We start from the raw sequence: 22618 nt of genomic DNA on the forward strand, positions 1-22618 counted from the left end.
CTTAACAACTGATGCCGCCTTCTGGTTGTCATAACTTCTAGTACAGGTTGATTAATGACTGACCAGATTGGTGCTGCGAGGCCGTTGTGGCCGGCATGGGCGCTCATTTTCGCCTACGGATTGACGCACATTATCGTTTACACGATCGATGCCGATCCTATCACCATCCTTTATGCGTTTCCGGCCACAGGGCTCGCGTTCATCTTGATGCGACTCGGACGCCGCCTCCCGAGCGCAACCCCGGCTGCGGGCTGGTGGTTGCCCATCATTCCCCTCGCGCTCTGGATGACATGGCACATCTTCGTTGAAGTGTTCGGCACCTTTTCGATTCCTGCCATCCTGTTTCACCTGCAGTACGATCTCGGATCGAACGATGTCGCCTTGCAAATCGTTCTGCAGATCGTGAGCGCTGTTCTCCCCTTCACTCTGGTCATCACCTGCTGGATTGCGTTTGCTCGGGGCAATACCCGGCTCCAACGTCTCGGCAGCGCGATAGTGTTGCCTCTTTTCATTCTCAACCCATTTACGCTGGCAACTGGAATCTACTTCACGCGCGCGTATTCAGCGTCCACGATTGCTCTGGATACATATTACTCCGATCCTCGGCTGGCAGTGGCACCGGCGGGAAAGCCCAAAAATCTCATCCGTATCATTCTGGAAAGCACCGAGCGGACGATTTGGCACGAAGAGGTGTTCAGCGACATTGCAGCCCCGTTGAAGAAACTGGAACAACGCGGATTTTCAGCGATCGGAATCGAGCAGGCGGAGCTTACGGGATGGACTCTCGCTGGAATGGTGGCAAGTGATTGCGGTGTGCCGCTCTTCGGTCTTGGAGCTATCGATCGCAATGAGTTTTCGACAATTTCCGACTTCATGCCGAATGCAACATGCCTGAGTGATCTGCTTGCAAGAGACGGCTACCGGCAGGTGTTCATCAAGGGCGCGCAGCTAAGTTTTTCGGGAACGGATCGGTTCCTCGCATCCCACAACTACAAGGAAGCACTCGGCTTTGACGAGTTGGCAGGCGAAGAGCGCGTAGCCGACAATGACTGGGGATACGACGACGATCGTGTTTTTGAAATAGCGCTTCAAAGAATTGAGCAGCTGAGCCGTGAACCGAAACCGTATCATGTAACGATCCAAACTTTGGGCGGTCATAGCCCGAAAGGCTATGTTTCAAAAAGCTGCACAACGCGCTCCGACATCATGAGCTACCCCAATGAAACCATGAGGGCGTTTGCCTGTACCAACACATTGACTGCGGAATTCATCGACCATCTGGATAAACGTGGTCTGATGAACAATGCTGTTCTTGTCGTGCAAAGTGATCACCTTGCCATGCGCAATGAATTCTACTCCGAACTCGAAAGGCAGGAGCGGCGCAACACGCTGATCATCATTAGAAAAGGATTTTCGGGCGAAGTAACGCGCACGGCCGCCAGCATGGTCGATGTCTTCCCAACGATTCTGGACGCCATGAACTACAGGCTTCCCACCAACCGTGCCGGATTGGGAACTTCGTTACTTTCGTCAGAGCCCACGATCGTTGGGCAATTCGGCTTGGCCGCCTTCGACCATTCAATTCTGGCTGACACCGCGTTGCGCGATCGTCTGTGGGGCCTGAGACCGTCTAACTGATCCACATCCGCCGCGACCAAAAGGCTGGAGCCACGCGGGCGGTCACGGCTGTTCTCCCCCGACGGCGAGCGTGACACCTACCGCGCCAGCGCGACGCGTCGCCCGCTGCCGGGTTGTTCCAGCACATCCATCTGCACGTCATAGATCCGCGCCAGTTCTTCGGGCGTCATGATGTCCGAAGGCGTGCCCTCGGCGATGAGGCGGCCGGAATGGAGCGCCACGATGCGGTCGCAGAAGCGGGCCGCCATATTGATCTCGTGCAGCACCGAGATGATGGTGATGCCCTTGTCCCGGCAGAGATCGCGGGTCAGCGCCAGAACCTCGAGCTGGTGGCCGATGTCGAGGGCGGAGATCGGTTCGTCAAGCAGCAGGCAGGTGGCATCCTGGGCGACGAGCATGGCAAGCCAGACGCGCTGGCGTTCCCCACCTGACAGACTGTCGACCTCCCGGTTGACAAACGGCTCGATACCGGTGACCGCGATCGCCTCCTCCATTTTCGCCTTGTCGGCCGCGCCGAAGCGACCGAGCACGCCGTGCCAGGGATAGCGGCCGAGCGCGACCAGCTCACGCGCCAACATGCCGGGTGCTGGCGGCGTATTCTGCGGCAGATAGCCGAGCCGCCGGGCGAAGGCCCGCGTTCCCCAGCCCGCAAGCGGCTTTCCCTCGAAATCGATACGCCCGGTGGTCGGCGCGAGCTGTCGCCCGATCAGCTTGAGCAGCGTCGACTTGCCGGAACCATTGTGGCCGATCAGCGCGATGGAATGCCCGGCCGGGATCTCCAGCGTCAGCGGGTGCAGCAGGTTGCGCCCATCGATCGCAAAGCTCACATCACGAAGCGACAGTACGGCTTCGTCGCGGGCGATCGGTGGAGTTTCAGTCGCGTGGTTCTGCATCTCTTCATTCCGGACAGGATCGCTGGACCTGCTGTTTGACTCATCGATAGATATCATTGACGGCAAAAGGTCGAGACATTGATCGGGCAGGCTGCGCCGCATTTCTTCAGGCCGCTGAGCTTATAGCGGATGCAGCAGACCCTTCGCTGGAGACAGGCACCGCCCGCGGCATCCGGGACCGTCTGCGTCGGCCGAAAAAGGGGATGGTCCACTGCCATCAGCGTCTCCATCTCGCGCAAGCGCGCCGCGACATCGGCCGGCATGGCCTCCTGCGGCCAGAGATCGTGAACATGACGGCGAGCGCGGCAAAACGCGAAGGACGCATTGCTCCAGTGCACCCGTTCGGACGTGGCCGTCACTTTCGCCATTCGCGCGATCAAAGGTCTTACATTGTCTTCGACAATCGCCCGCAAACGCGCGCTGAGCGGAGCCGAAGCCGCAGGTTTCAGCACGAACCGGACGGGCGTCGCCATATCGGACAGGCCGACCTGAACGTCCGGCAATTTCATCGAGAACCAGATGTCGTGAACGAGGCCGTAGGCGATGACGGGCCTGAGCAGCCGGCCGAAATACCCCTGCGTCCATAGCGACGCCGCGGCCCGGCGATCACCGGGCCCCCACCGCCGCAACAGGCCATCCAGCGCATTCGCTATCGGCTCTGGTTCGAGAATGCTGTCCAGGCTGACGAGATCATCGTCTTCGGCCGGCACTGTGTGGCGCAGGGCCGCATCCGCGAACGGCATGGGAAGCGCCGGAAGCTGGTTCACCATCATCTCTGCCGCCCCAGAAGCCAAATGAGGTAGGGCGCGCCGACGAGTGCGGCGAAGAGGCCGAGCGGCAGCTCGTAAGGGAAGGTCGCCGTGCGGGCGCCGAAATCGGCAAGGGCCATCAGGATGGAGCCGAGCAGGAAGGAGCCTGCCAGGTGCTGCGGCGCCGTGACGAGACCGGCGCGCAAAACGATATGCGGCGCGACGAGGCCGACGAAGCTCAACGGGCCGACAAGCAGGGACGCCGCACCGGTCGCAGCGCCTGAGAGAAGCAACAGAGTAATGCGGCTCAACCGCACCGAAAGGCCGAGCGACAGCGCGATCGACGGCCCGAACGGCAGGATCGTCAGCCAGCGGCTCAACAGCAGTGAGGCGGCAAGGACGAGCAGAGAAAGGGCCCCGAGGAATATCGCGGTCGTCGGCGTTGCCGTGGATGCCGAACCACCGAGCCAGGAGAGAATTTGCCACGACCGCTGATCACCGATTGCCAGCAGTGCCGACAGGACGGCCGAACTGAACGAGCCGACCGCTACACCCGCAAGCAGCAGCTTTTCCGGCGGCAGATGCCGGCGGCTGGCAAAGAGGAGCACCGCCAGCATGGCGATGAGCGCACCGAGCCCGGCGCCCGTAAAGACCACGACCGTGCCGCCATCCGGCGCGAAGGTGAGGACTGCGGCAAAGCCGAGTCCAGCGCCGCCACTGACGCCGACGACTTCGGGGCTGGCCATTGCGTTGCCGGTCATGCGTTGGAGGATCGCGCCGGTCACCGCGAGCAGGCCGCCTGCGGCGGCAGATGCCAGGAGCCGAGGCCATCTGAGCGGTGCGAGGTCGAGCGTTTCCGTCCAGCTCAGGATCTTCCAGCCATGTCCGGTCGGACCGACGACGAACGCCACCGCGACAAGGACCGGAACGAGAAGCAAGAAGGCGGCGACTGCTGTTTTCAGGTTGCCGCGATGAACACTTTCGCGCGCATCGTGCGGCACTTCCATGCTGCGCACCCTGGGCAGAAGCCAGAGCAGCAAAGGACCGCCAATGAGTGCAGTGACCGCGCCGGTCGGAAAATTCTCGCTCGAGGCGCGCGCAAGCGTCTGCACGATGCCGTCGCAGAGCCAGAGGAATAGCGCCCCCGCAAGCGGCGACAGCGCCACGATCGCCCCCGGTCGGCGAGCGCCACAGGCGCGCACGAAGGCCGGAGCAGCAAGGCCGACGAAGCTCACCAGGCCAACCGCTGCGGCGACGAAGCCGGCGAGCGCCGTGGCGATCGCGGCAATCGCCAAGCGGAGGCCGCCGAGATTGACCCCCAGGCTGCGCGCACTTGTGTCGCCCAGGCCAAGAACGAGCAGCGGGCGGATCAACAGGCTGGAAAGCACGCCAAGAAGGACAAATGCCAGCCCAAGCCCCTGGAACACGGACCAGTCCTGCTGGCTGAGCGAGCCGCCGTTCCAGGTCACCAGCGACATCAGATATTCGCCGCGCGCAAGCGTCATTGCTGCGGACAAGGCTGCGGCTGTCACCCCCACAAGCAGGCCGGAAACCACCATCGTCACCGGCTCGAAAGCCCGCCGCCAGCCGAGCGCAAAGACGATCGCCGCTGCCCCGGCAGCGCCGGCGAGCGCGACCAAGGTTCGGTGGCCATCGACGATTTCAGGGACATAGAGTGTCGCCGCGACGATCGCGAGCTGGGCGCCCGCCGAAATCCCGAGGGTCGATGGATCGGCAAGCGGATTGCGCAGCAATTGCTGGAGAAGCGCCCCGGAAAGACCGAGCGCGGCGCCTGCCACCAGCGCAACCGCCGCCCTGGGGAACAGGCTGTAGACCAGGATGATCTTGTCGAGGCTGAGCTCTGCGGGAGGGGCCAACAGGTCTCCCCATTGTGAAAACGGGACCTGGCTCGATGCGGCCAGCGCGAAGAAGATGAGGCCGGCGAACAGGCTGGCCGACAGGAAAGACCATGCCCGCATCGTCATCCGCGCTGATCCCCTGCAAGCATCGCCTCGGCAAGGAGGCGCGCAAACCGCAGGCCCGCAGTAACACCGCCATAGGGATTGACGTTGGCGAGCTGGACGACCCGCCCTTTGCGGACCGGCTCCAGCGAATTCCAGATGATGCTGTTTCGAAGGCCGCTGCGCGCCTCCACCGGCACCTCGGAAACGATGACGATGCGCGCATCGGGATCAGCCGCCAGGTTTTCGATCGGGACGGGTGCCGCAAAGGTGAAGCGCGAACGATCCGTCCAGGCATTCGGCAGGCCGAGCCGGGCGAGCATGTCACCGAACATGCTGTCGAAACCAAAGACGCGGACATGCCGCGCGTCGCCGATATTGACGATATAGGTGGACCTGCTCGCGAAGGGAGCCATCGTCTGCCTGAAACCTTCGATCTCGCCCGCAATCTCCTTAAGCAGCGCTTCGGCCTTGTCGGGGCGCCCGAGCCGCGCGCCGAGCGCCTTCACCGCTGCGAGCGCCTTTTCGAAGGGCGGCTCTCCCCGCACGTAGAACGGCAGGGAGAAAAGCGGCGCGATCCGGCCGAGCGCCGCCTCGTGGCGCACGTAGAAGGGCGAAATCAGGATGAGATCGGGCCTCAGGAGGTGAAGCAGTTCGAAATTGGGCGAGCCGCGCAATCCGAGATCGACGACATCCGCGGGCAAGTCGGGCTCGACGGCATCGCTGCGAAACTGGATGAGCTCCGTCGCCGCGACCGGGGTAAGGCCGAGCGCGCCCAGCGTCTCCAGCATCGCCCAGTCGATCGCGGCAATGCGCAAGGGCACGCTGGCCCTGACCTCGGGCGCGGCGAGCAAAAGCACCGCGCCGAGAAGCAGTTCCCGGCGGCTGACAAAAGGACCCAATGCCCGCTCTCTCAATGCGCTACCAGCTATAGGTCAGCTTCCCCATGAACGTGCGGCCGTCGCCGTAGTAGCAGCCGAAGGAGCTGCAGCTTGCGACATAGTCCTTGTCGAAGAGATTTTGAACGTTGAGCGAGGCCTTGTAACCATTCTTCTTATAGGAAAGCGCGAAATCGGCGAGTACGACCGAATCCAGGCCGAAGGTGTTGGCGCTGTTGCCATAGCGCTGGCCGACATAACGCACGCCCGCCCCGACGCCGAGACCTTCGAGCGCCGTGTCCTCCTGGAAGGTGTAATTCGCCCAGAGGCTTGCCATGTGCTCCGGCACGTTTTCGACGCGATTGCCGTCGTCGGCGCCCGCGGCGATGCGGGCATCGGTATAGGTATAGGCCGCCCGCAGATCGAGCCCTTGCGTGATGCTCGCCACGCCTTCGAGTTCCAGGCCGCGGACATTGACCTCGCCGATCTGCGATGAAATGCCGGCGATCGTGCGCAGCACATTCTTCTGCTTGAGGTCGTAGACGGCCGCCGTGAAGAAGCCGTTCCAGTCCGTCGGTTCGTATTTCACGCCGAGTTCGACCTGCTCGCCCGAAGTCGGCTCGAAAGGCCTGCCGTCCGGAGCCGCGCCGATCACCGGCTCGAAGGACGTCGAATAGCTGACATAGGGCGCAATGCCATTGTCGAAGATATAGCTGAGGCCGGCCCTGCCGGTCAGTTCGTGATCGTCCTGGTCGAGCGGACGAGAAACGCGTGTCAGCCCATTGAGCGAGGTGCCCGAACTGCTGGTCCAATCCTGCCTCAAGCCCAATGTCGCCCGCCAGCCGCCGAGCGCCAGTTCGTCCTGCACGTAGACACCAAGCTGGGAAAGTTCGCTGTCGACCGTCGTATCGAGCGTCGGCGCAATCAGCCGGATCGGTCCGCCACGGCTTGGCGAACGCACGTCGAGCGGTGTCGCCTGGAAGAAGCGGGTCCGCACGTTGTTGTCGAAATAGCGATAATCGAGGCCAAAGAGCAGCGTATGGTCGACTTCGCCGGTCGAGAACTCGCCCTGCAGATTGTTGTCGATGTTGACCGTGTTGAGCGCCTCGTCCTGGAAGGTCGCGTTTCGGCGCAGTGTTCGCCCGTCGGCGGCAAGACCAAGCGTCGACATGCCAAGCGATTGGTAGTCCCAGTCGAAGTCGGTGTAGCGGAAGTTCTGCCGGAAAAGCCAGTTCTCGCTCAGGCGATGTTCGAGTTCATATCCGAGGTTGGTCAGCGTACGGCTGGAGCGATCGAAGGATTCGTCGCCGACATAGAAGTCACGCGGCAGGCGGAAGTCGGTGGCGTTCAGCGTATATTGCGGCGGCAGGCCGGAGGGTGTGCCGGGGTTGTCGTGCTGGACGCTCGCAAGGATCGTCAGCTTCGTATCGCCATCCGGTTGCCAGGTCAGCGCCGGTGCGATGAAGTAGCGATCGTTGTCCAGTTCGTCGACCTGGGCAGCGGCGTTCTTGCCAAGACCGGTCAGCCGGTATGCAAGATCCGCTTCTTCACCGAGAGTACCACCAAAATCGAAGAACCCGCCGAAGGTCTCGAAGCTTCCGCCCTGGACGCCGACTTCGCCGAAAGTCTCGAAGATCGGCCGCTTGCTGATCATGTTGATGATGCCGCCCGGATTGCCCTGGCCATACATCACCGAAGCGGGTCCGCGCAGAACGTCGATGTTCTCCAGCCCGTAGATTTCAACGGCCGGTGCGCCGGCGGTGCGCATCATCCTGAGCCCGTTCAGGAACTGGACCTGGCGACCGTCGAAACCGCGGATGATCGGCGTGTCGAAACGCGGATCGGCGCCGAAGGGCTGTCCGAAAACGCCGGGCGTGTAGTTCAGCGCCTGCCCCACGGTCTGGGCGCCCTGCGCATCGATCTGGTCATGGGTGATGACGGACACCGACTGCTGCGTCTCAAGCAGCGGCGCGCCCGACTTCGAAGCGGTGCGGCTCGATTTCGCCACATAACCCTCGACCGGGCCGCCGGCCTCCCTGTCACCTTTCGCGACGATCGCCTCGAGCTTGGTCTCGGTTTGCTGCGCCACTGCACTTTGACCGGCGGCTCCGATGAAAGCGACGGACGTTAACAGCAGCCAATGAATGCGTGACATGGGATGACGAAAGCCTCTGTGCGCGCGGCGTTTGCGCACTCAATCTGGAGTAATTTTGTCATCTTTCTATAGCCAAATTTTCCGCCATTCCAATAACTCGGCACGGGATTTTTCAGAACTATCACTTGTGATATGCGTCCACAGCATCGTTTTAAGTTATTGCATTGCGAGACCTCATGCCGGCTCCAAAATCGCCACGCGCCGCGAGCTTCGAACTTCGGCACCTGCGCTATTTCATCGCCCTCGTGGAGGAGAAGAACTTCGAACGGGCCGCCGCCCGGCTCGGCATTGCCCAACCCGGCCTCAGCCAGCAGATCCTCAATCTGGAAAGCCTGGTCGGCATCCCGCTGCTGAACCGCGCGAAACGTTCCGTGCAGCTGACGCTCTCCGGGCAGTTGCTGTTTGACGAAGCCAGAAAGATCGTCGCCCAGGCCGACCTCGCGCTGTCGGAACTGCAACGCGTCGGCCGGGGCCAGACAGGCAGAATATCGATCGGCTATGTTGCTTCGGCCGCCTATTCGGGCGTGCTGACGGAATCTCTGACGGCCTTCCGGCAGGAATTTCCCGACATCGAGCTTCAGCTTGTCGAGATCGAAATGCGCCAGCAGCTCACGATGATCTCGGAAGGCGAGCTCGACTTCGGCTACATCCGCCCGCCGGCGCCGATCCCGCCCGGTCTGACGACGACCGCCGTGCTGCGCGAGCCATTGGTGGTGGCGCTGCCGGAGGCCCATCCGCTTGCCGCCCAGCATGCGATCGATCTCGCAGCGCTCTCGGACCAGACCTTCATAACGCCACGCCAACCCGCCGATGTCGGCTTCCACTCCAACACGCTCGACGCCTGCAAAGACGCCGGGATCGCACCAAAGGTCAGCGCGACCGGGCGGGATTTCACCACCATCATGAGCATGGTCGCCGTGGGGCTCGGCATCGCGCTCGTGCCGCAGTCGCTGCAATGCCTGCAGCTTCCCGGCGTGCGCTATGTTTCACTGGCGCGAAACCGCGTCACCTCGGACCTCGCGGTCGCCTACCGCAAGGTCGAAGGCTCGGCAGCCGTGCGCGCCTTCGTCGCCCATCACCGGTCGCGCTACGGGCGAACGGCATAAGGCTTCGGGACTGCCGCCCTTGGCACCACGCGCTCGTCACATCAGAGATGCTGCGGATGGCGCGGATCGTCGTGGGGCTTCAAAAGGAAGCGACGGGCCACATCGAGGTAGCCGCGATAGACGAGGCCCCCGTTGATCGTCAGCAGCACATTCCTGTGCCGGCGATAGAGCGCCGGGATCTGATACCAGGGAACGCCCGGCCGCTGGTGATGCAGCACATGCAGGTTGTTGTAGAGAAACAGCAGGCCGAAGAGCGGTGTGCCTTCGACGATCGCGGTCCGCTCATCATGGTGACCGGCATAACGATGTTCCGCATAGGAGCGAAGCCTGGTCAGTGCCGCACCGACATAGACGAAGCCGAAGAGATAGATCCAGAGCGGCATGCCGCAGATTGCCACCACCCAGACGAGAACGACGGCAATACCTGCCGCGTGCGCGAGCCAGATCCTTGCCCGCTGTCGGTCACCGCGCACGATCAGGACCAGCTCCTGCGCGAGAAAGCTCAGGATCATGACGAGCGGACCAAGCGTCAGCCGGCCGAGCAAAGTCGTGTTCCATTCGGCGAGCTTCCGCCCTACCTTGCCCATACTTTCCCAGGCGGCTCGGGTGAAGTAGGAGGACTCCGGATCCTCGATCGGATCCGTCAGATGTTCGTCGCGATGGTGGACGAGGTGGCCTTCCAGATAGATCGCATAGGGCAACCAAAGCGAAAGCGGCGGCCAGCCGATCGCATCATTGATGCGTTGATTGCGCGTCGGGTGCCCGTGAATGACCTCATGCTGCAGCGACCCGTGCCAGGCAATCAGCCAGCCGCCCAGGCCGATCACGACGGCAATGGGAAGCACCTGCCAGAACCAGGTCAGAGCGAGGAAACCGCCATAGATGACGAGGGCCAGAGCAACGGTCTGCCATTCCACGCGGGCTATTGCAGATAGATTCGATTGTGGAGGCAGCGCATCAGTCGACATGGGGTCTCCGGCTGGAAAAAGGCGATTAATTTCAATCGCCAATATAAAAAGCCGGCCAGTGGAAACGCGCCGCATGGCTTTGCGGCGAAGCCACGCGAACGGGAATACTGGTTGCGCCAAAGCCCATACCCGTAAAATATTTATTCTATGTAATTTATATTCTATAGCTTCGCCGTCGCTCCTCGGTTCACAACGGGGCGCCGTGAAGCACTGTTGGTGAACCGTCAGGCGATCGCCGGGTACCCCTGACCGGCGGCATCGCGATCGAGCGCCGCCAGGGCCTCGTAGTCGCTGTCTCCAAGCAGGCTGATGCCGCGCAGCGATAGCGTATCGCAGACCGCGGCCAGCGCCGGATCGGCAATGGTTTCCGCAATCACGCGGCGTAGCAGCACCAGGTCCTTTGCCGGCGTCGATGCCGCGGTGATGAACGGCAGGCCCGGCCCTCTTTTCGTTTCCGAAAGGATGCGCACGCCGGCGACGCGATCCGGGTCGAAGCGCAAGGTGTTGCCGAAGGTCACGCAATCGATCGCCGCGATGTCGGCGACCCCGCTCGAAACCGCGTCGATGCTCGCCACATGGGCGCCGGTCTGCAACACCTGCGAGAAGAACCGGCCGTCAATCGCATAGGGCGCCACGGAGGCTCGGAACAGGTTGTAGCCGGAATTGCTGCCGGGATCATTGATCGCTGCGCGTGCCCCCCGCAGATCTTCGATCGAACGCGCAGAGGACTTGGCATTCACGATGATGAAACTGCATTTGAGCGGACCGTCGCAACCCGGCAGTCCGTAGACAGGAGTCGCCACCAGTTGCACCTGGCCGCGCAGGCGCTGGACATAGGGATAGCCGCAGGTCTGGCCGAACAGGAGGTCGGGACGAAGCCAGGCTTCATCATAACGCATATCTTCCTCTAGAGCGGTGGGCGCATCGAGCCCCACGGCGCGAAGACGCTCCGCCAGCGCCTCCCAGAACTGCCGCGTCGCATCCTTCAGCGGCGGCGGACTGACATACATGGCAAGACTTGCAATGGGCATGGGCGACCTCGGAGCAACCTCGTGAAGGCGATCGAAAACCTATGCATTGCATAGACTTAATTCGCAAACGAATTTTCCGTGAGCCCCGTGGGCCGCCCAGAGGATAAGAGACTATTGCACGCGCTTCAGGATCTCTGCCGCCACGTCCATGGCGCTCGCCGGATTCTGGCCGGTGATCAGCTCGCGGTCGACGATCATGTTCGGCTGGAAGGGCGTGTCGCCGTTGGCGATCGCGCCGCCGGCGAGGGTGAGTGCATCCTGCGGATAGAACTTCATCTCGCCGCCCTTCAGCAGCGGCTTGGCCATTTCTTCCTCGCCATTGCTGAAGACAGTCATCCGGTAGCCGGCATAGATCCAGTCCGTATCGGCAGCAGCCTGACGACCCGCTGCCAGCTCGCCGGTAAACGCGACCGGCTCGGACAGTGTCGACAGAAGTGCGATCGGCCCGTGGCACATCAAGGCGGTCGTCTTGCCGCTCACGTGGAAATGCCGAAGCAACTGGCCGAGGTCCTCGTCGACAAGCAGATCCTGCATCGGCGCATGGCCGCCCGGAACATAGACCGCATCGAATTGGTCGTAGCCGATCTGTTCCACCCGCGACAGGCTGATAACCGGTGTCTCGGCCGGCAAGGTGATCTTCAACTTGCCGAGCAGCGCTTCGCTTTCCCGCATCGCCGCTTCATCGCCGCCGAAATACATCTTGTCGATCGATGTGCGGTCGACGCTGGGCGCCATGCCCTTCGGCGTCGCAAAGGTTACCTCATGGCCGGCGTCCAGGAACGCCTTTACCGGCTGCATCAATTCGTTGAGGTAGAAGCCGGTCTCGAAGACCTTGCCATCCTTGAGGTCCAGCCTGTTTTCATCCGAAAGCACGACCAGGATATTGCCGGCATTCGCGTGCGTGGCGCCGAGGACGATTGCCATCGTGGCTGCCAGGTTCATCAGAATTTTCATTTTCATGTCTCCGAATGGAGGTCTCACCACCTCCTGCAATTGGGGTTTTCAGGCGATAAGAACGTCGCGCAGCGCCTCGCCGACGCCCGTGGCGGACTGCGGATTCTGGCCGGTGATCAATCGGCCGTCGACGATGACCTTCGACGTCCAGTCCGGTCCCGGGTGATGCCGGGCGCCGCGCTCGACGAGCGTGCTGGCAAGCAGGAAAGGCACGGTTCTGTCGTGACCGACGGCGCGCTCTTCCGCATCGGTGAAGGCGCTGACATCGCGCCCGGACACGAGGTAACTGCCGTCGGAAAGCTTGACGTTTACGAGCGCCGCCGGGCCATGGCACACCGCCGCAACGGGACCGCCCGCCTCGAAGATCGATCGGGTCACCCGGTCAACCGCGCCGCTTTGCGGCAGATCCCACATGGCGCCGTGGCCGCCGGCGAAGAAGATCGCGGCGTAGCGCGAGGGTTCGACGTCATCGAGCTTGGCGGTCGTACGGATCGCCGTACGAAATGCTTCGTCGTTCCAGTAGCGCTGGTTGATCTTGTCTTCGAGATCGAGACCGTCGACCGGCGGCTCGCCCCCTTTGATCGACGCGAATTCGACGGAAATCCCGGCCGCATCGAGCACGGCCAGCGGGTGCGTGACCTCGCCGAGATAGAAGCCGGTCGGCTGGCCGCCCTCGCCCTTGGTGCCATGGCTGGTGAGAACGAAAAGCACGGGTTTTCCGGTTGTCGAGGCTGTCTCCGTCATCATCACTTCCCTTTTTGGAACGGGCCCGACGTCGCGGGCGTTGCTGATGACGCCTGTTTATTATCTCCGATTTCGGCGATAAATTCACTTCCAAGGAAATGATTTGGTCTTGAAAGGCAAAAATGCGCCGCTTCGATCACCTCGCCGATGTCGAGGCTTTCATCACGGTGATCGACAGGGGGTCGATGACGGCCGGGGCCGTGGCGCTTGGCACGACGCCTTCCGTGCTGAGCCGGGCAATTACCAGGCTGGAAACGAAACTCGGCACGCAGCTGGTGCGGCGAACAACGCGGCGCATCAGCCTCACCGAAGCGGGACGCACCTATCTGGAACAGGTTCGCGCGGCCTTCGAGGCGATCGACCAGGCCGAGCGGGCCGTTCAGGGCACCGGCATTCTGGCCGGTCGGGTCCGCCTCAGCGTTTCAACCACCTACGGTCATTTCCGCCTGCCGGAAAAGCTGACACGCTTTGCGATGAAGCACCCGTCCGTCATCGTCGAATTGTCGGTGGCCAACCGCAACGTCGATCTCGTCGCAGAAGGCTACGACCTCGCCATACGACTTGGTCAACTTCCCGATAGCGGCATGATCGGGCGAAAGATCGAGGATGCACCGTTAAGGTTGGTGGCATCTCCCGTCTATGTGGCGCGGCGCGGGCTGCCGCGATCGATCGGCGATCTTGCGGCACATACGTGCCTGCCATTCATCATGCCGAGAACCGGCCGTCCCGGGCCTTGGCTGTTCCGGGTCGACGGGAATGACCTCGACTGGGTGCCGCAGGGTCCCATCCATGTCGAGGATGATGTGCTCGGCACCGTCTCGCTGGCAGAAGCCGGACTTGGCGTTTGCCAGACCTATGACTTCGTCGTGCGTGATCGCCTGGCGCGGGGGAGCCTGGTCGAGCTTCTTCCGGAATTGGGTGGCCGGTCGCGTCCCTTCTCCCTCATCTATCCGCCGCATCGCAACCTGTCCGCCGCCACGCGAGCGCTGATCGATAGCCTCCTGGAATAGGCTGACGGGCACGGGGCTGCCGCAGGGGATGCGGCAGCCCCGTGCCCTGGACGCCTCAGCCATGCCAGTGCGAGCAGCGGATCACGCTGCAGAAATTGCCGCGGTGGAAGTGCGGTTCCTTGTCGGCGATGACATCGGCCTTGACGTTGCCGAAGGTGGTGTCGGGCTTGTGCTTGATGCCGTCGTAGAAGGCCTGGATGATATCCTCCTTGAACTCGGCGGTGCGAGGGAAGGCGCCGACGACCGCTTCGCGCTCGGCGTCGGAATATTGCTTGTAGGTGAGACCGAGCACGTCCATCTCGACGCCGGCGGTCACGAGCGCCACGACCGGATGCATGTGTTCGGGCACGCCGGGCGTCGTGTGGAGCGCAATCGCCGTCCAGACCGTGTAGGCGTCCTCTTCCGAAATGCCATGGCTGCGCAGAAAGTCGCGGGCGGCATGGGCGCCGTCGACTTCGAAACGCTCATGCTTGCTGCTGTGGCTCGGTATCAGGCCGATATCGTGGAACATCGCACCGGCATAGAGCAGTTCGCGATCAAAGGTCAGACCGCGATGGATGCCGGCGAGCGCACCGAAATGGTAGACGCGGCTCGAGTGGTTGAAGAGCAGCTCCGTTTCGGTGTCGCGAATATACTCGGTAATTTCTCTGGCCAGCTTGCTATCGGGAATGGCTGCGTCTTTGGCGATGAGCGGCATTGTTTTCTCCTGCGCTTTCTACTCGCCAACAGGATAGAAACCACCTATTATGTCTGCAATCGACGTTAAACGTGAAAAACGGACAAATCCAGATCAAGGCGGACGCAGATGCGTGTGAGGGCGAGGACGATCGTGATGGTGGCGCTGCCCGGCGTACAGCTTCTCGACGTCTCGGGTCCGCTGGATGTCTTTGCCGAAGCGAACGCGCAGGTCGGCCGCGAAGCCTATCACCTCCTCGTCGCGGCCGCGGAGCCAGGACCGCTGCGCAGTTCGTCCGGCGTCCGGTTGATGCCGGACCGCGTCATCGGCCGCGACTTTGATGATGCGATCGACACATTGCTTGTCGCCGGATGTCCCAATGCGATGGAGGTTCCCGCCGATGGGGTCGTTCTCGACTGGCTGCGACAGCGGGCGCCAACAGTGCGGCGCTACGGATCGGTCTGCAGCGGCGCCTTTTTCCTCGCAGCCGCTGGCCTGCTGGCCGGGCGGCGCGTGACCACGCACTGGGCTGTGGTGGCAGAGTTCGTGCGGCGTTTTCCCGATGTGACCGTCGACAAGGATGCGATCCACGTCAGCGACGGGCCGGTGCGCACGGCCGCCGGCGTGACCGCAGGGCTCGACCTGGCGCTGGCACTGGTCGAGGAGGACCTTGGCGATGAGATCGCCAAGCGCGTGGCGAGCCAGCTGGTGATGTTCTTCAAGCGGCCCGGTGGGCAGATGCAGTTCAGCCGCAAAGGCGAGGCCGTACCGGCCGGCCGCTCCGCCCTTCAGGAACTGCAGCGCTGGATTGCGGCCCACCCGGCCCTTAATCACAGCGTGGCCAGCCTCGCGCATCGGATGGAGATCAGCCCGCGTCACTTCTCCCGGCTGTTTCGCAGCGAAGTCGGCATCACGCCAGCAAGCTGGGTAGAGGAGGCGCGCGTCAATGCCGCGCGCCGTCTTATCGAAGGGGAGAACGCTGCCCCCAAGCAGGTCGCCGCCCGCTGCGGCTTTGCCGATGCCGATACGCTGCGGCGTGCGTTCGTGCGCCATGTCGGCGTGACACCGGCGGAGTATCGCAAGCGCTTCGCCAACCCGGCCATTCTCGCTGAATAGCCTTCCTGGCCGTACGCTCTACTCGGCCGCCTGCACCCTGCCCCGCCGCGTGCCCATGTAGGGAAGCGCGAAGAGATAGAGACCGGTCGGCACAAGCACGGCCAGTGGCGGCAGCGGCATGAGGTAGACCCATTCAGGAAGCGTCGTCAGCGCCATGCCGGCAAAGATCGCCGCAACGGCCAGGGAGAAAAGCAGTGACGTCCAGCGATGGATCGTCCGGATAAGAGAGGTCATGTCTGGCACCTCGTTGTTTGAGAACGGTCCTGAAGCCCGGCGTTATCAGTCGAGCTTTGCGACCACCTCGGCCAGTTGGTCGATAAAGCGTCGCCACCCGACGGTTGCGCCCTGGTAATAAGACTTCTGTTCCGCCTTGAAGCCGCGTTGCTCCATGCGCAAGCTGGTCCCGCCGGCAGTCGGAACAAGCGTCCAGGTGACGACGCTCGAGAGATCCTTGGTGTCCCAGCGATAGGCAAGCGAGCGATCCTTCTCGATCGTCTCGACTTTGCAGTCGACCTGTCCCCAATCGGCCGAGAGCGTGAATCGGCGGCCCACTTCGGGCACGAAATCGTTCCGCATCAGCCATTCGGCAATCAGATGGGGCTGGGTCAGCGCGCGCCAGAGCTTTTCCGGTGCATGGGCAAATTCGCGTTCGACCACGACAGAGCGTGTTGTTTCAGTTGTTTCGGTCATTGATCCATTCTCTTCAGCAAATCATCGAGATCGTCGAAGCGGTCCTGCCAGAAGCCGGCCATCTCCGTCGTCCAGTCAACCAGGGTCGCAAGCGCTTCGCGCTTGGCACTGTAATAGGTGTAACGGCCTTCATGCCGATCGTGCACGAGGCCCGCCGCCTTCAGGATCTTCAGATGTTTGGAGACGACCGGCTGCGAAACGCCGGCATCAGCCAGCAATCCGACGACCGTCGTATCTCCTTGGCGGCAGAGATGCTCGAAGAGCCCACGGCGTGTGGGATCGGCGAGCGCCCGGAATACCGCATCCTGCAACTGCGACATGTCTCATACCCAATTGGCTATGTGATGACGTATAGCCAATTGGGTATGCGTTGTCAAATGCCCGATCAGCCTGCGGTTCCTGTCAGCCGGAGAGAACGGTCAGCTACCCAGAGGATACGTCGATCGCGTCGCCGATGGCGTAGAAGTGGCCACCAGCGACGTGGTGCAGGCTGCGCAGCGCCGGATCGGCAGCCTCGAATATCCAGCGCCCGCCGCGAAACACGCGGTCGTCCGCCCAGGCTGCAACGACTTCGGCTACGAACAGATCATAGCGGCTTTGAATGGACTGCTCGGGGATTATTCGGCAGACCAGCCAGGCGGAACACCCGGCAACGAAGGGCAGGCCATGCTCCGGCATCTCGAAGAGTTCCACGCCAGCCCTGTGAAGCTTGTCCGGGTCGTCGTTGAGGCTCGTCGTGCCGACTGCATGGGTCAGTTTCGCCTGCAACGCAGTCGGCACCTGAATAACAAAGACACCCGCCTCCTCCACCAGGCCGCGAGTGCGGGTGGCGCTGTCGAGCACCACCGTGAGCTTCGGCGGATCATAGTCGAGCGCGCAAGCCCAGGCCGCAGCCATCACGTCCTCCACCCCGCCGTGACGGGCTGAAACCAGCACCGTCGGACCGTGGTTCAACAGCCGATAGGACTTTTCGAGGGGTACGGGACGAATATGGGCAGTCATCGAGTTACCTTTGCCGCCTCTCTAGCGATCAACCCCAACAGCCCCCTTTCTATAGGGACGCTTACCGTCGCCAACAAGATGCGACCTCGACAGCAGAGTCCGCCTTCACACCGCGTTCCGGCTGCCCGAAAGTTCTGCGCGGAGGCAACCGCGCACGGCACGCTGCGCGACCATCGCCGGGGCTACCAGCCGACAGCACCCGGCAGAGCGCCGGGTCACCTCCGCCCGCGAGGCTTCCCTTCATTCCAAAAATCAGCTATATTGAATGAACGTTCAGCAAAAATGGAGACCGTGATGAACGAACTGGTCCGCGACATTTCCGTTCCGAACAACTGGGATCGCCGTGGGCTGCCCGGATGGTGCTATCACAGCAACACCCTGCTCGAACTGGAGAAGGAGCACGTCTTTCGGCAGCATTGGCAGATCGCCTGTCACGTCTCCGACGTGCCGGAACCGGGCAACTACGTCACCATGGACGTCGTCGGCGAGCGGGCCCTGATCCTGCGCGGCCAGGACGGCACCATCCGCGGCTTCCACAACATCTGCCGCCATCGCGGCTCGCGGGTCGTCGCCGACGACAAGGGCACTTGCCGCAACGCACTCGTCTGTCCGTTTCACGGCTGGGTCTACAATCTCGACGGAACGCTGCGCGGGGCGGCGCGCCCGCGCTCCTTCCCGCCGCTCGACAAGCAGGCCTTCGGGCTGATCCCGCTTGAACTGGAGGTGTGGATGGGCTTTGTCTTCATCCGCTTCCGCCCGGGTCCGCAGCCTTCAGTCGCCGAGCTGATGCAGCCTTTCGCCGAAGAGCTCGGCCAGTATGGGACCGAGGCGCTGGTACCGACGGAGGGCATCTGGACCCATGAGAGCCCCGTCAACTGGAAATCGGTGCGCGACGTGGACAATGAAGGCTACCACGTCGCCATGGCACACCCGGCGCTGCAGGATCTCTATGGCTCAACCTACTACGACGAGCCCTTTGTCAACGGTCTCTGCCGCTCTTTTGCGACCTACAACCCGCATGCCGGCCGCCGCTGGAGCGTCAAGCAATACGTCAAGGTTGCGCCGGAAGCGACGCATCTGCCTGAGCGGCTGCGCAAGGCCTGGATCTATTTTGGCCTGTTCCCGAATGCGGTCATTGCGGTGACGCCGGAGAGCGTGCAGTTCTATCAGGAGTTTCCGCTTTCGACCGGCAAGACGCTGTTGCGCGGCGCGATCTATCGCTATCCCAACGAGACGCGCCAGCAGCGGCTCGCCCGCTACCTGGCCTTCCGCATCGACCGCGACACGCAGGCCGAAGACGTGCAGCTGACGATCTGGTCGAACGAATCGATGACCTCGAAAGCCTTCGGTGGCTTCTATCTGTCCGACCTCGAATATGGCGTGCGCACCCACCACGACCATCTGCGTGCCGTGCTGCCGGTCATGACGCTCGATCAAGCGCCACGTGAAGAGGAGATCGCTGCCGTCAATGCATCGATGGCGGCGCGCTAAGCCAAAACAAAAAGAAGGGCCGGAGATTGTCCGGCCCCTGAAATCGGCCCTGCCGGGGAATGCTGGCGGGGCCGAGGCATTTCTGGAGAGAGCGGGGTCAGGAAAAGTGCGTGCGGCTTTCCTCATCCCGCTCTGAAATGTTGTGCTCTCAGCCCCTCCAGAGTCCCTCGCGCACGAGTTCGTCCATGGTCCTGCGAATGCTGACGTCGAGGATACTGGCCAACTCGTCGATCTGGCCGGCAGTGATCGTCAGCGGCGGCGACATCACGCACATGTTGATCAGCGGCCGGACGAGCAGACCAAGCTCCTGGCAGTGCCGGTCGATGCGTTTGCCCACCTCGAGATCGAGCGTCAGCGGATTGTTGCTGACGCGGTCGGCCACGCACTCGACACAGGCCATCAGCCCGAGACCACGCACCTCGCCGACAAGCGGCAAGTCTTCGAGCCGCTTCAGCGCCTGCTGGAAATGCCCGGAGATCGAGCGGGCATGGTCGAGCAGCCCATCTTCCAGAATGTCGAGATTCTTGAGCGCCACCGCGCAGCCGATCGGGTGGCTGGAATAGGTGAGGCCGTGGGCGAACATCGCGTCGGGATGGTTCGACTGCCGCAGCGTTTCGAGGAGTTGCGACGAGATCATCACCCCGCCGAGCGGGAAATAGCCTGACGTCACCCCCTTGGCGAAGGTGATCATGTCAGGCTCGATCGAGAAGACGGTTTTCGAGGCGAAGACCTCACCAAGCCGGCCAAAGGCCGTCACCACCTCGTCGGCAATGAAGAGGATATCGTATTCGGCGCAGAGCGCCCGCATGCGCTGAAGGTAGCCAGCGGGCGGAACGATGACGCCGCCGGACGCCATGACCGGTTCGGCAATGAAGGCACCGATCTTCTCGGCACCGCGCTCTTCGATGACGGCCCGGAATTCGGCAACGAGGAAGTCGCAGAACTCCGCCTCGGATTGGCCCGCCGGGCGGCGGAACGGATTGGGACAGGTGAGCTTGATCACCTGATCGGAGGCGCTGTCCATCCAGTCGTGATCGCGCGGGCGTCCATTCAGCGAGGCCGAGAGATAGGTCGAGCCGTGATAGCCGCCCTGGCGCGAGACGATCAACTTTTTCTCGGGCCGACCGCGCACATTGTTCATGAACTGCATGAACCGCAGCGCCGTCTCGACCGCCGAGGATCCGCCGGTCGTGTAGAACACATGGCCAAGATCGCCGGGCGCATGACCGGCAAGCCTTTCGGCGAGCTCTACCGAGGGCGTGCTCGTCGTGTACCAAGGTGAATTGTAGGAAAGCACCAGTGCCTGGTCGTGCAGCACCTGAGCGAGTTCTGCCCGGCGATGCCCGACATTGACGCACCACATACCGGCGGGGCCGTCGATCAGGCGGCGTCCCTCGCCGTCGGTCACGTAGATCCCGTCGCCGCTTTCGATCGCCCCGCGCGATTCGGCGCCGATGCTGCCGGCAACCGGCCATGGCTGGACGAGATGCCGTGCCGCCAGTTCAGAGGGTTCGTCGGCCCCTTCATTGTGCATATCTGCCAGATCGCGCTTCGCAGCCATCACGAAATCTCCCCTAATATCTGACGATAAAAGCCACTCAATCACATGATATCAATCGATAAACTTTCATTTTATTGAATGGCCGTTCAATCAATATTGCAGAAATTCCGCTTGCGTTCAATCCCGATTTGCGTTTTGCTAAATCAGGGAACACGAGAAGGCGGATACCGCCACGGGATGGATTGAATGAAGCGATCGCTGCATTTCCAGTGTCCACGCTCGACGCACTGCGCGAGGGCATGCTGATGGCGGTTCTGTCAGACACAGGGATGGAGGATCGGCCCGCAGACCCGCCGAAAAGCCGAACGCGCTGGATCGCCAGCGAAGAGGCCAGCGGCCTCGCCCTCATCTCGCCGACACTGCTTTACGCGCTTGCCCTGCTCTTCCTGCCCGTCCTGATCGTCATCGCCTACAGTTTCTGGACCCAGGACTATCTGACGATCGACCGCACCTTTACCCTTCAGAATTACCGTACCGCGCTTGGCGAGCCGATCTACCAGGACCTGCTCCTCCGCTCGCTGGTCATCTCGCTGGTCGTGAGCGTTGTCACCGTCACGGTTTCCTACCCGATCGCCTGGTTCATCTCCTTCCATGGCGGGGTACACAAAAACCTCTGGCTGTTCCTGATCACCGTGCCTTGCTGGACGAGCTATCTGCTGCGCGTCATGTCGTGGAAGGTCATTCTCGGCTATGGCGGCGTGATGAATACCGGGCTTCTGTCGATCGGCCTCATCGACAAGCCACTGACGACGTTGCTCTACAATTCCAATGCCGTCGTCATCACGCTCGTCCATAGCTGGGCGGCGTTTGCGATCCTGCCGATCTACGTGTCGCTGGAGAAGGTCGACCGCTCACTGATCGAAGCGGCGCACGATCTCGGCGACAACAAGCTGATGAGCTTCCTGCGCGTCACACTGCCGCTATCCTTGCCTGGCGTCATCTCCGCCTTCCTGATCGTGATGATCCCGACCGTCGGCGACTACGTCACGCCGAAGCTCGTCGGCGGCAAGGACGGGGTGATGATCGCAACCGCCATCCAGGCGCAGTTCGGCAAGGGCGCCAACTGGCCGCTCGGCGCCGCCCTGTCCGTGACGACCATGGTGGTCGTCTCGGCGATAGCCGGGCTTGTCGTTCTGATGCTCAAGCTGCTGGTGAGGTTGACGAAATGAGTGGTCGTCACGGCATTCCGAAGTCCCGCTGGTTACCCGCTTATGTCGGCCTCTACCTGCTCTTCCTCTATTTCCCGATCCTGCTTCTGCCGATCTTCTCGTTCAACAACGCCTCGACCACGACCTTCCCGCTCGCAGGCTTCACCGCCAAATGGTACGCGTCGCTCTGGGGCAATTCGGCGATGCTGGAAGCGGCCCGCAACAGCCTGATCGTCGGCATATCGGTTGCGATCCTCAGCACCGTTCTCGGCATCTGTGCGGCTCGCGCGCTGACCCGCTATCGCTTCCGCGGCAAGAAGCCGGCGACCGGTCTCATCATGGCACCGCTGTTTCTGCCCGAGATCATCGTGGCGGTGTCGCTGCTGATGGTCCTCTTGCAGCTCGGCCTGGAGCTTTCATTGGTCACCGTGATCCTCGGGCAGGTGATCTTCTGCCTGCCCTATGCCATGTCGGTCCTGATTTCCGGCTTCGACGGCTTCGACCGTTCGCTGGAAGAAGCCTCTCTCGATCTCGGCGAAACGGCGATCGGCACCTTCCGTCGGGTGACCTTGCCGGTGGTCGCGCCGGCGATCATCTCGAGCCTGCTGGTATCGTTCACGGTGTCGCTCGACGAATTCATCCTCGCCTTCTTCCTCTCGGGCACCGAGCCGACGCTACCGGTCTATATCTGGGGCCAGCTGCGCTTCGCCGCCAAGCTACCGGGCGTGCTGGCGCTTGGCAGTTTGATGCTCCTGATCTCGATCCTGCTTCTCACTCTTTCGGAATTCATTCGCCGCCGCGCCGAACACAGGCTCAGGGCACAGGGAGCGCAGCATGCCTGATAAAC

The 22618-nt window shown here is 62.3% G+C and carries 22 protein-coding genes; 7 read left to right on the forward strand and 15 right to left on the reverse strand.

Annotation, left to right across the window (positions count from 1 at the left end; genetic code table 11):
- Positions 1 to 54 precede the first annotated feature (54 nt).
- Positions 55 to 1638, forward strand: coding sequence for a sulfatase-like hydrolase/transferase (locus PWG15_RS30625; protein ID WP_275025327.1), 1584 nt, complete (start codon positions 55 to 57; stop codon positions 1636 to 1638).
- Positions 1639 to 1715: 77 nt separating this feature from the next.
- Here PWG15_RS30625 and PWG15_RS30630 read toward each other — a convergent pair whose 3' ends face one another.
- From PWG15_RS30630 to PWG15_RS30650, 5 genes are read right to left on the reverse strand one after another with little or no spacing between them, the layout of a single operon-like run.
- Positions 1716 to 2531, reverse strand: coding sequence for an ATP-binding cassette domain-containing protein (locus tag PWG15_RS30630; RefSeq protein ID WP_275025328.1), 816 nt, complete (start codon positions 2529 to 2531; stop codon positions 1716 to 1718).
- A gap of 53 nt (positions 2532 to 2584) precedes the next feature.
- Complete coding sequence (gene fhuF / locus PWG15_RS30635; protein ID WP_275025329.1) at positions 2585 to 3304, reverse strand: siderophore-iron reductase FhuF; 720 nt, start codon at positions 3302 to 3304, stop codon at positions 2585 to 2587.
- Positions 3301 to 5265, reverse strand: a complete 1965-nt coding sequence (gene fhuB / locus PWG15_RS30640) for a Fe(3+)-hydroxamate ABC transporter permease FhuB (RefSeq protein WP_275025330.1) — start codon at positions 5263 to 5265, stop codon at positions 3301 to 3303. Before fhuB ends, fhuF begins: the two co-directional genes overlap by 4 nt.
- Positions 5262 to 6143, reverse strand: coding sequence for an iron-siderophore ABC transporter substrate-binding protein (locus PWG15_RS30645; RefSeq protein ID WP_275025331.1), 882 nt, complete (start codon positions 6141 to 6143; stop codon positions 5262 to 5264). Before PWG15_RS30645 ends, fhuB begins: the two co-directional genes overlap by 4 nt.
- 19 nt (positions 6144 to 6162) lie before the next feature.
- Positions 6163 to 8274 (reverse strand): TonB-dependent siderophore receptor, encoded by a 2112-nt coding sequence (locus tag PWG15_RS30650; RefSeq protein WP_275025332.1) that lies wholly within the window; start codon positions 8272 to 8274, stop codon positions 6163 to 6165.
- A gap of 176 nt (positions 8275 to 8450) precedes the next feature.
- Between PWG15_RS30650 and PWG15_RS30655 the strand changes: the two genes are divergently transcribed.
- Positions 8451 to 9380 carry a LysR family transcriptional regulator gene (locus tag PWG15_RS30655; protein ID WP_275025333.1) on the forward strand — a complete coding sequence of 310 codons (930 nt, stop codon included), beginning with the start codon at positions 8451 to 8453 and terminating at the stop codon, positions 9378 to 9380.
- A gap of 41 nt (positions 9381 to 9421) precedes the next feature.
- Here PWG15_RS30655 and PWG15_RS30660 read toward each other — a convergent pair whose 3' ends face one another.
- The 4 genes from PWG15_RS30660 to PWG15_RS30675 form a co-directional block, all read right to left on the reverse strand.
- The gene (locus tag PWG15_RS30660; protein WP_275025334.1) at positions 9422 to 10348 is read right to left on the reverse strand and encodes a fatty acid desaturase; all 927 of its coding nucleotides are present in this window, start codon (positions 10346 to 10348) and stop codon (positions 9422 to 9424) included.
- Between the two features lie 224 nt (positions 10349 to 10572).
- The gene (locus tag PWG15_RS30665; protein ID WP_275025335.1) at positions 10573 to 11379 is read right to left on the reverse strand and encodes a phosphate/phosphite/phosphonate ABC transporter substrate-binding protein; all 807 of its coding nucleotides are present in this window, start codon (positions 11377 to 11379) and stop codon (positions 10573 to 10575) included.
- A 111-nt stretch (positions 11380 to 11490) separates the two neighbouring features.
- Positions 11491 to 12333 carry a type 1 glutamine amidotransferase domain-containing protein gene (locus PWG15_RS30670; protein ID WP_425536789.1) on the reverse strand — a complete coding sequence of 281 codons (843 nt, stop codon included), beginning with the start codon at positions 12331 to 12333 and terminating at the stop codon, positions 11491 to 11493.
- A 48-nt stretch (positions 12334 to 12381) separates the two neighbouring features.
- Positions 12382 to 13077 carry a type 1 glutamine amidotransferase domain-containing protein gene (locus PWG15_RS30675; RefSeq protein ID WP_275025336.1) on the reverse strand — a complete coding sequence of 232 codons (696 nt, stop codon included), beginning with the start codon at positions 13075 to 13077 and terminating at the stop codon, positions 12382 to 12384.
- Positions 13078 to 13199: 122 nt separating this feature from the next.
- Here PWG15_RS30675 and PWG15_RS30680 point away from each other — a divergent pair, with 122 nt between their 5' ends.
- Entirely contained in the window at positions 13200 to 14087 is an 888-nt protein-coding gene (locus PWG15_RS30680; protein WP_275025337.1) for a LysR family transcriptional regulator, read from the forward strand.
- Positions 14088 to 14142: 55 nt separating this feature from the next.
- Here the strand turns inward: PWG15_RS30680 and PWG15_RS30685 are convergent, their stop codons facing one another.
- Positions 14143 to 14784: an HD domain-containing protein gene (locus tag PWG15_RS30685; RefSeq protein WP_275025339.1), complete on the reverse strand. Its 642-nt coding sequence runs from the start codon at positions 14782 to 14784 to the stop codon at positions 14143 to 14145.
- Between the two features lie 135 nt (positions 14785 to 14919).
- Between PWG15_RS30685 and PWG15_RS30690 the strand changes: the two genes are divergently transcribed.
- Complete coding sequence (locus tag PWG15_RS30690; protein WP_275025340.1) at positions 14920 to 15879, forward strand: GlxA family transcriptional regulator; 960 nt, start codon at positions 14920 to 14922, stop codon at positions 15877 to 15879.
- Between the two features lie 18 nt (positions 15880 to 15897).
- Here PWG15_RS30690 and PWG15_RS30695 read toward each other — a convergent pair whose 3' ends face one another.
- From PWG15_RS30695 to PWG15_RS30710, 4 genes are all read right to left on the reverse strand, one after another.
- On the reverse strand, positions 15898 to 16113 hold the full coding sequence (locus PWG15_RS30695) for a hypothetical protein (protein WP_275025341.1): 216 nt from the start codon (positions 16111 to 16113) through the stop codon (positions 15898 to 15900).
- Between the two features lie 45 nt (positions 16114 to 16158).
- Complete coding sequence (locus tag PWG15_RS30700; protein ID WP_275025342.1) at positions 16159 to 16569, reverse strand: SRPBCC family protein; 411 nt, start codon at positions 16567 to 16569, stop codon at positions 16159 to 16161.
- Entirely contained in the window at positions 16566 to 16889 is a 324-nt protein-coding gene (locus PWG15_RS30705; RefSeq protein WP_113539146.1) for an ArsR/SmtB family transcription factor, read from the reverse strand. The genes PWG15_RS30700 and PWG15_RS30705 overlap by 4 nt, the downstream gene beginning before the upstream one ends.
- A gap of 103 nt (positions 16890 to 16992) precedes the next feature.
- Entirely contained in the window at positions 16993 to 17571 is a 579-nt protein-coding gene (locus PWG15_RS30710; protein ID WP_275025343.1) for a flavin reductase family protein, read from the reverse strand.
- 294 nt (positions 17572 to 17865) lie between these two features.
- Between PWG15_RS30710 and PWG15_RS30715 the strand changes: the two genes are divergently transcribed.
- Positions 17866 to 19062, forward strand: coding sequence for an aromatic ring-hydroxylating oxygenase subunit alpha (locus PWG15_RS30715; RefSeq protein ID WP_275025344.1), 1197 nt, complete (start codon positions 17866 to 17868; stop codon positions 19060 to 19062).
- 148 nt (positions 19063 to 19210) lie between these two features.
- Here PWG15_RS30715 and PWG15_RS30720 read toward each other — a convergent pair whose 3' ends face one another.
- Entirely contained in the window at positions 19211 to 20623 is a 1413-nt protein-coding gene (locus tag PWG15_RS30720; RefSeq protein WP_275025345.1) for an aminotransferase, read from the reverse strand.
- Between the two features lie 269 nt (positions 20624 to 20892).
- Here PWG15_RS30720 and PWG15_RS30725 point away from each other — a divergent pair, with 269 nt between their 5' ends.
- Together PWG15_RS30725 and PWG15_RS30730 are read left to right on the forward strand one after the other, a co-directional pair.
- Positions 20893 to 21792: an ABC transporter permease gene (locus tag PWG15_RS30725; RefSeq protein WP_275027272.1), complete on the forward strand. Its 900-nt coding sequence runs from the start codon at positions 20893 to 20895 to the stop codon at positions 21790 to 21792.
- Positions 21789 to 22613, forward strand: a complete 825-nt coding sequence (locus PWG15_RS30730) for an ABC transporter permease (protein ID WP_275025346.1) — start codon at positions 21789 to 21791, stop codon at positions 22611 to 22613. The genes PWG15_RS30725 and PWG15_RS30730 overlap by 4 nt, the downstream gene beginning before the upstream one ends.
- Positions 22614 to 22618 lie beyond the last annotated feature (5 nt).

This window comes from Ensifer adhaerens (genome assembly GCF_028993555.1).
GTDB lineage: Bacteria > Pseudomonadota > Alphaproteobacteria > Rhizobiales > Rhizobiaceae > Ensifer > Ensifer adhaerens_I.

Excerpts from the sequence above, each read along its gene's own strand:
- PWG15_RS30625 (WP_275025327.1), top strand. The coding sequence starts at position 55 with ATGACTGACCAGATTGGTGCTGCGAGGCCGTTGTGGCCGGCATGGGCG.
- PWG15_RS30630 (WP_275025328.1), bottom strand. The coding sequence starts at position 2,531 with ATGCAGAACCACGCGACTGAAACTCCACCGATCGCCCGCGACGAAGCC.
- fhuF (WP_275025329.1), bottom strand. The coding sequence starts at position 3,304 with ATGATGGTGAACCAGCTTCCGGCGCTTCCCATGCCGTTCGCGGATGCG.
- fhuB (WP_275025330.1), bottom strand. The coding sequence starts at position 5,265 with ATGACGATGCGGGCATGGTCTTTCCTGTCGGCCAGCCTGTTCGCCGGC.
- PWG15_RS30650 (WP_275025332.1), bottom strand. The coding sequence starts at position 8,274 with ATGTCACGCATTCATTGGCTGCTGTTAACGTCCGTCGCTTTCATCGGA.
- PWG15_RS30655 (WP_275025333.1), top strand. The coding sequence starts at position 8,451 with ATGCCGGCTCCAAAATCGCCACGCGCCGCGAGCTTCGAACTTCGGCAC.
- PWG15_RS30660 (WP_275025334.1), bottom strand. The coding sequence starts at position 10,348 with ATGTCGACTGATGCGCTGCCTCCACAATCGAATCTATCTGCAATAGCC.
- PWG15_RS30665 (WP_275025335.1), bottom strand. The coding sequence starts at position 11,379 with ATGCCCATTGCAAGTCTTGCCATGTATGTCAGTCCGCCGCCGCTGAAG.
- PWG15_RS30670 (WP_425536789.1), bottom strand. The coding sequence starts at position 12,333 with ATGAAAATTCTGATGAACCTGGCAGCCACGATGGCAATCGTCCTCGGC.
- PWG15_RS30675 (WP_275025336.1), bottom strand. The coding sequence starts at position 13,077 with ATGACGGAGACAGCCTCGACAACCGGAAAACCCGTGCTTTTCGTTCTC.
- PWG15_RS30680 (WP_275025337.1), top strand. The coding sequence starts at position 13,200 with ATGCGCCGCTTCGATCACCTCGCCGATGTCGAGGCTTTCATCACGGTG.
- PWG15_RS30685 (WP_275025339.1), bottom strand. The coding sequence starts at position 14,784 with ATGCCGCTCATCGCCAAAGACGCAGCCATTCCCGATAGCAAGCTGGCC.
- PWG15_RS30690 (WP_275025340.1), top strand. The coding sequence starts at position 14,920 with ATGGTGGCGCTGCCCGGCGTACAGCTTCTCGACGTCTCGGGTCCGCTG.
- PWG15_RS30695 (WP_275025341.1), bottom strand. The coding sequence starts at position 16,113 with ATGACCTCTCTTATCCGGACGATCCATCGCTGGACGTCACTGCTTTTC.
- PWG15_RS30700 (WP_275025342.1), bottom strand. The coding sequence starts at position 16,569 with ATGACCGAAACAACTGAAACAACACGCTCTGTCGTGGTCGAACGCGAA.
- PWG15_RS30705 (WP_113539146.1), bottom strand. The coding sequence starts at position 16,889 with ATGTCGCAGTTGCAGGATGCGGTATTCCGGGCGCTCGCCGATCCCACA.
- PWG15_RS30710 (WP_275025343.1), bottom strand. The coding sequence starts at position 17,571 with ATGACTGCCCATATTCGTCCCGTACCCCTCGAAAAGTCCTATCGGCTG.
- PWG15_RS30715 (WP_275025344.1), top strand. The coding sequence starts at position 17,866 with ATGAACGAACTGGTCCGCGACATTTCCGTTCCGAACAACTGGGATCGC.
- PWG15_RS30720 (WP_275025345.1), bottom strand. The coding sequence starts at position 20,623 with ATGGCTGCGAAGCGCGATCTGGCAGATATGCACAATGAAGGGGCCGAC.
- PWG15_RS30725 (WP_275027272.1), top strand. The coding sequence starts at position 20,893 with ATGGAGGATCGGCCCGCAGACCCGCCGAAAAGCCGAACGCGCTGGATC.
- PWG15_RS30730 (WP_275025346.1), top strand. The coding sequence starts at position 21,789 with ATGAGTGGTCGTCACGGCATTCCGAAGTCCCGCTGGTTACCCGCTTAT.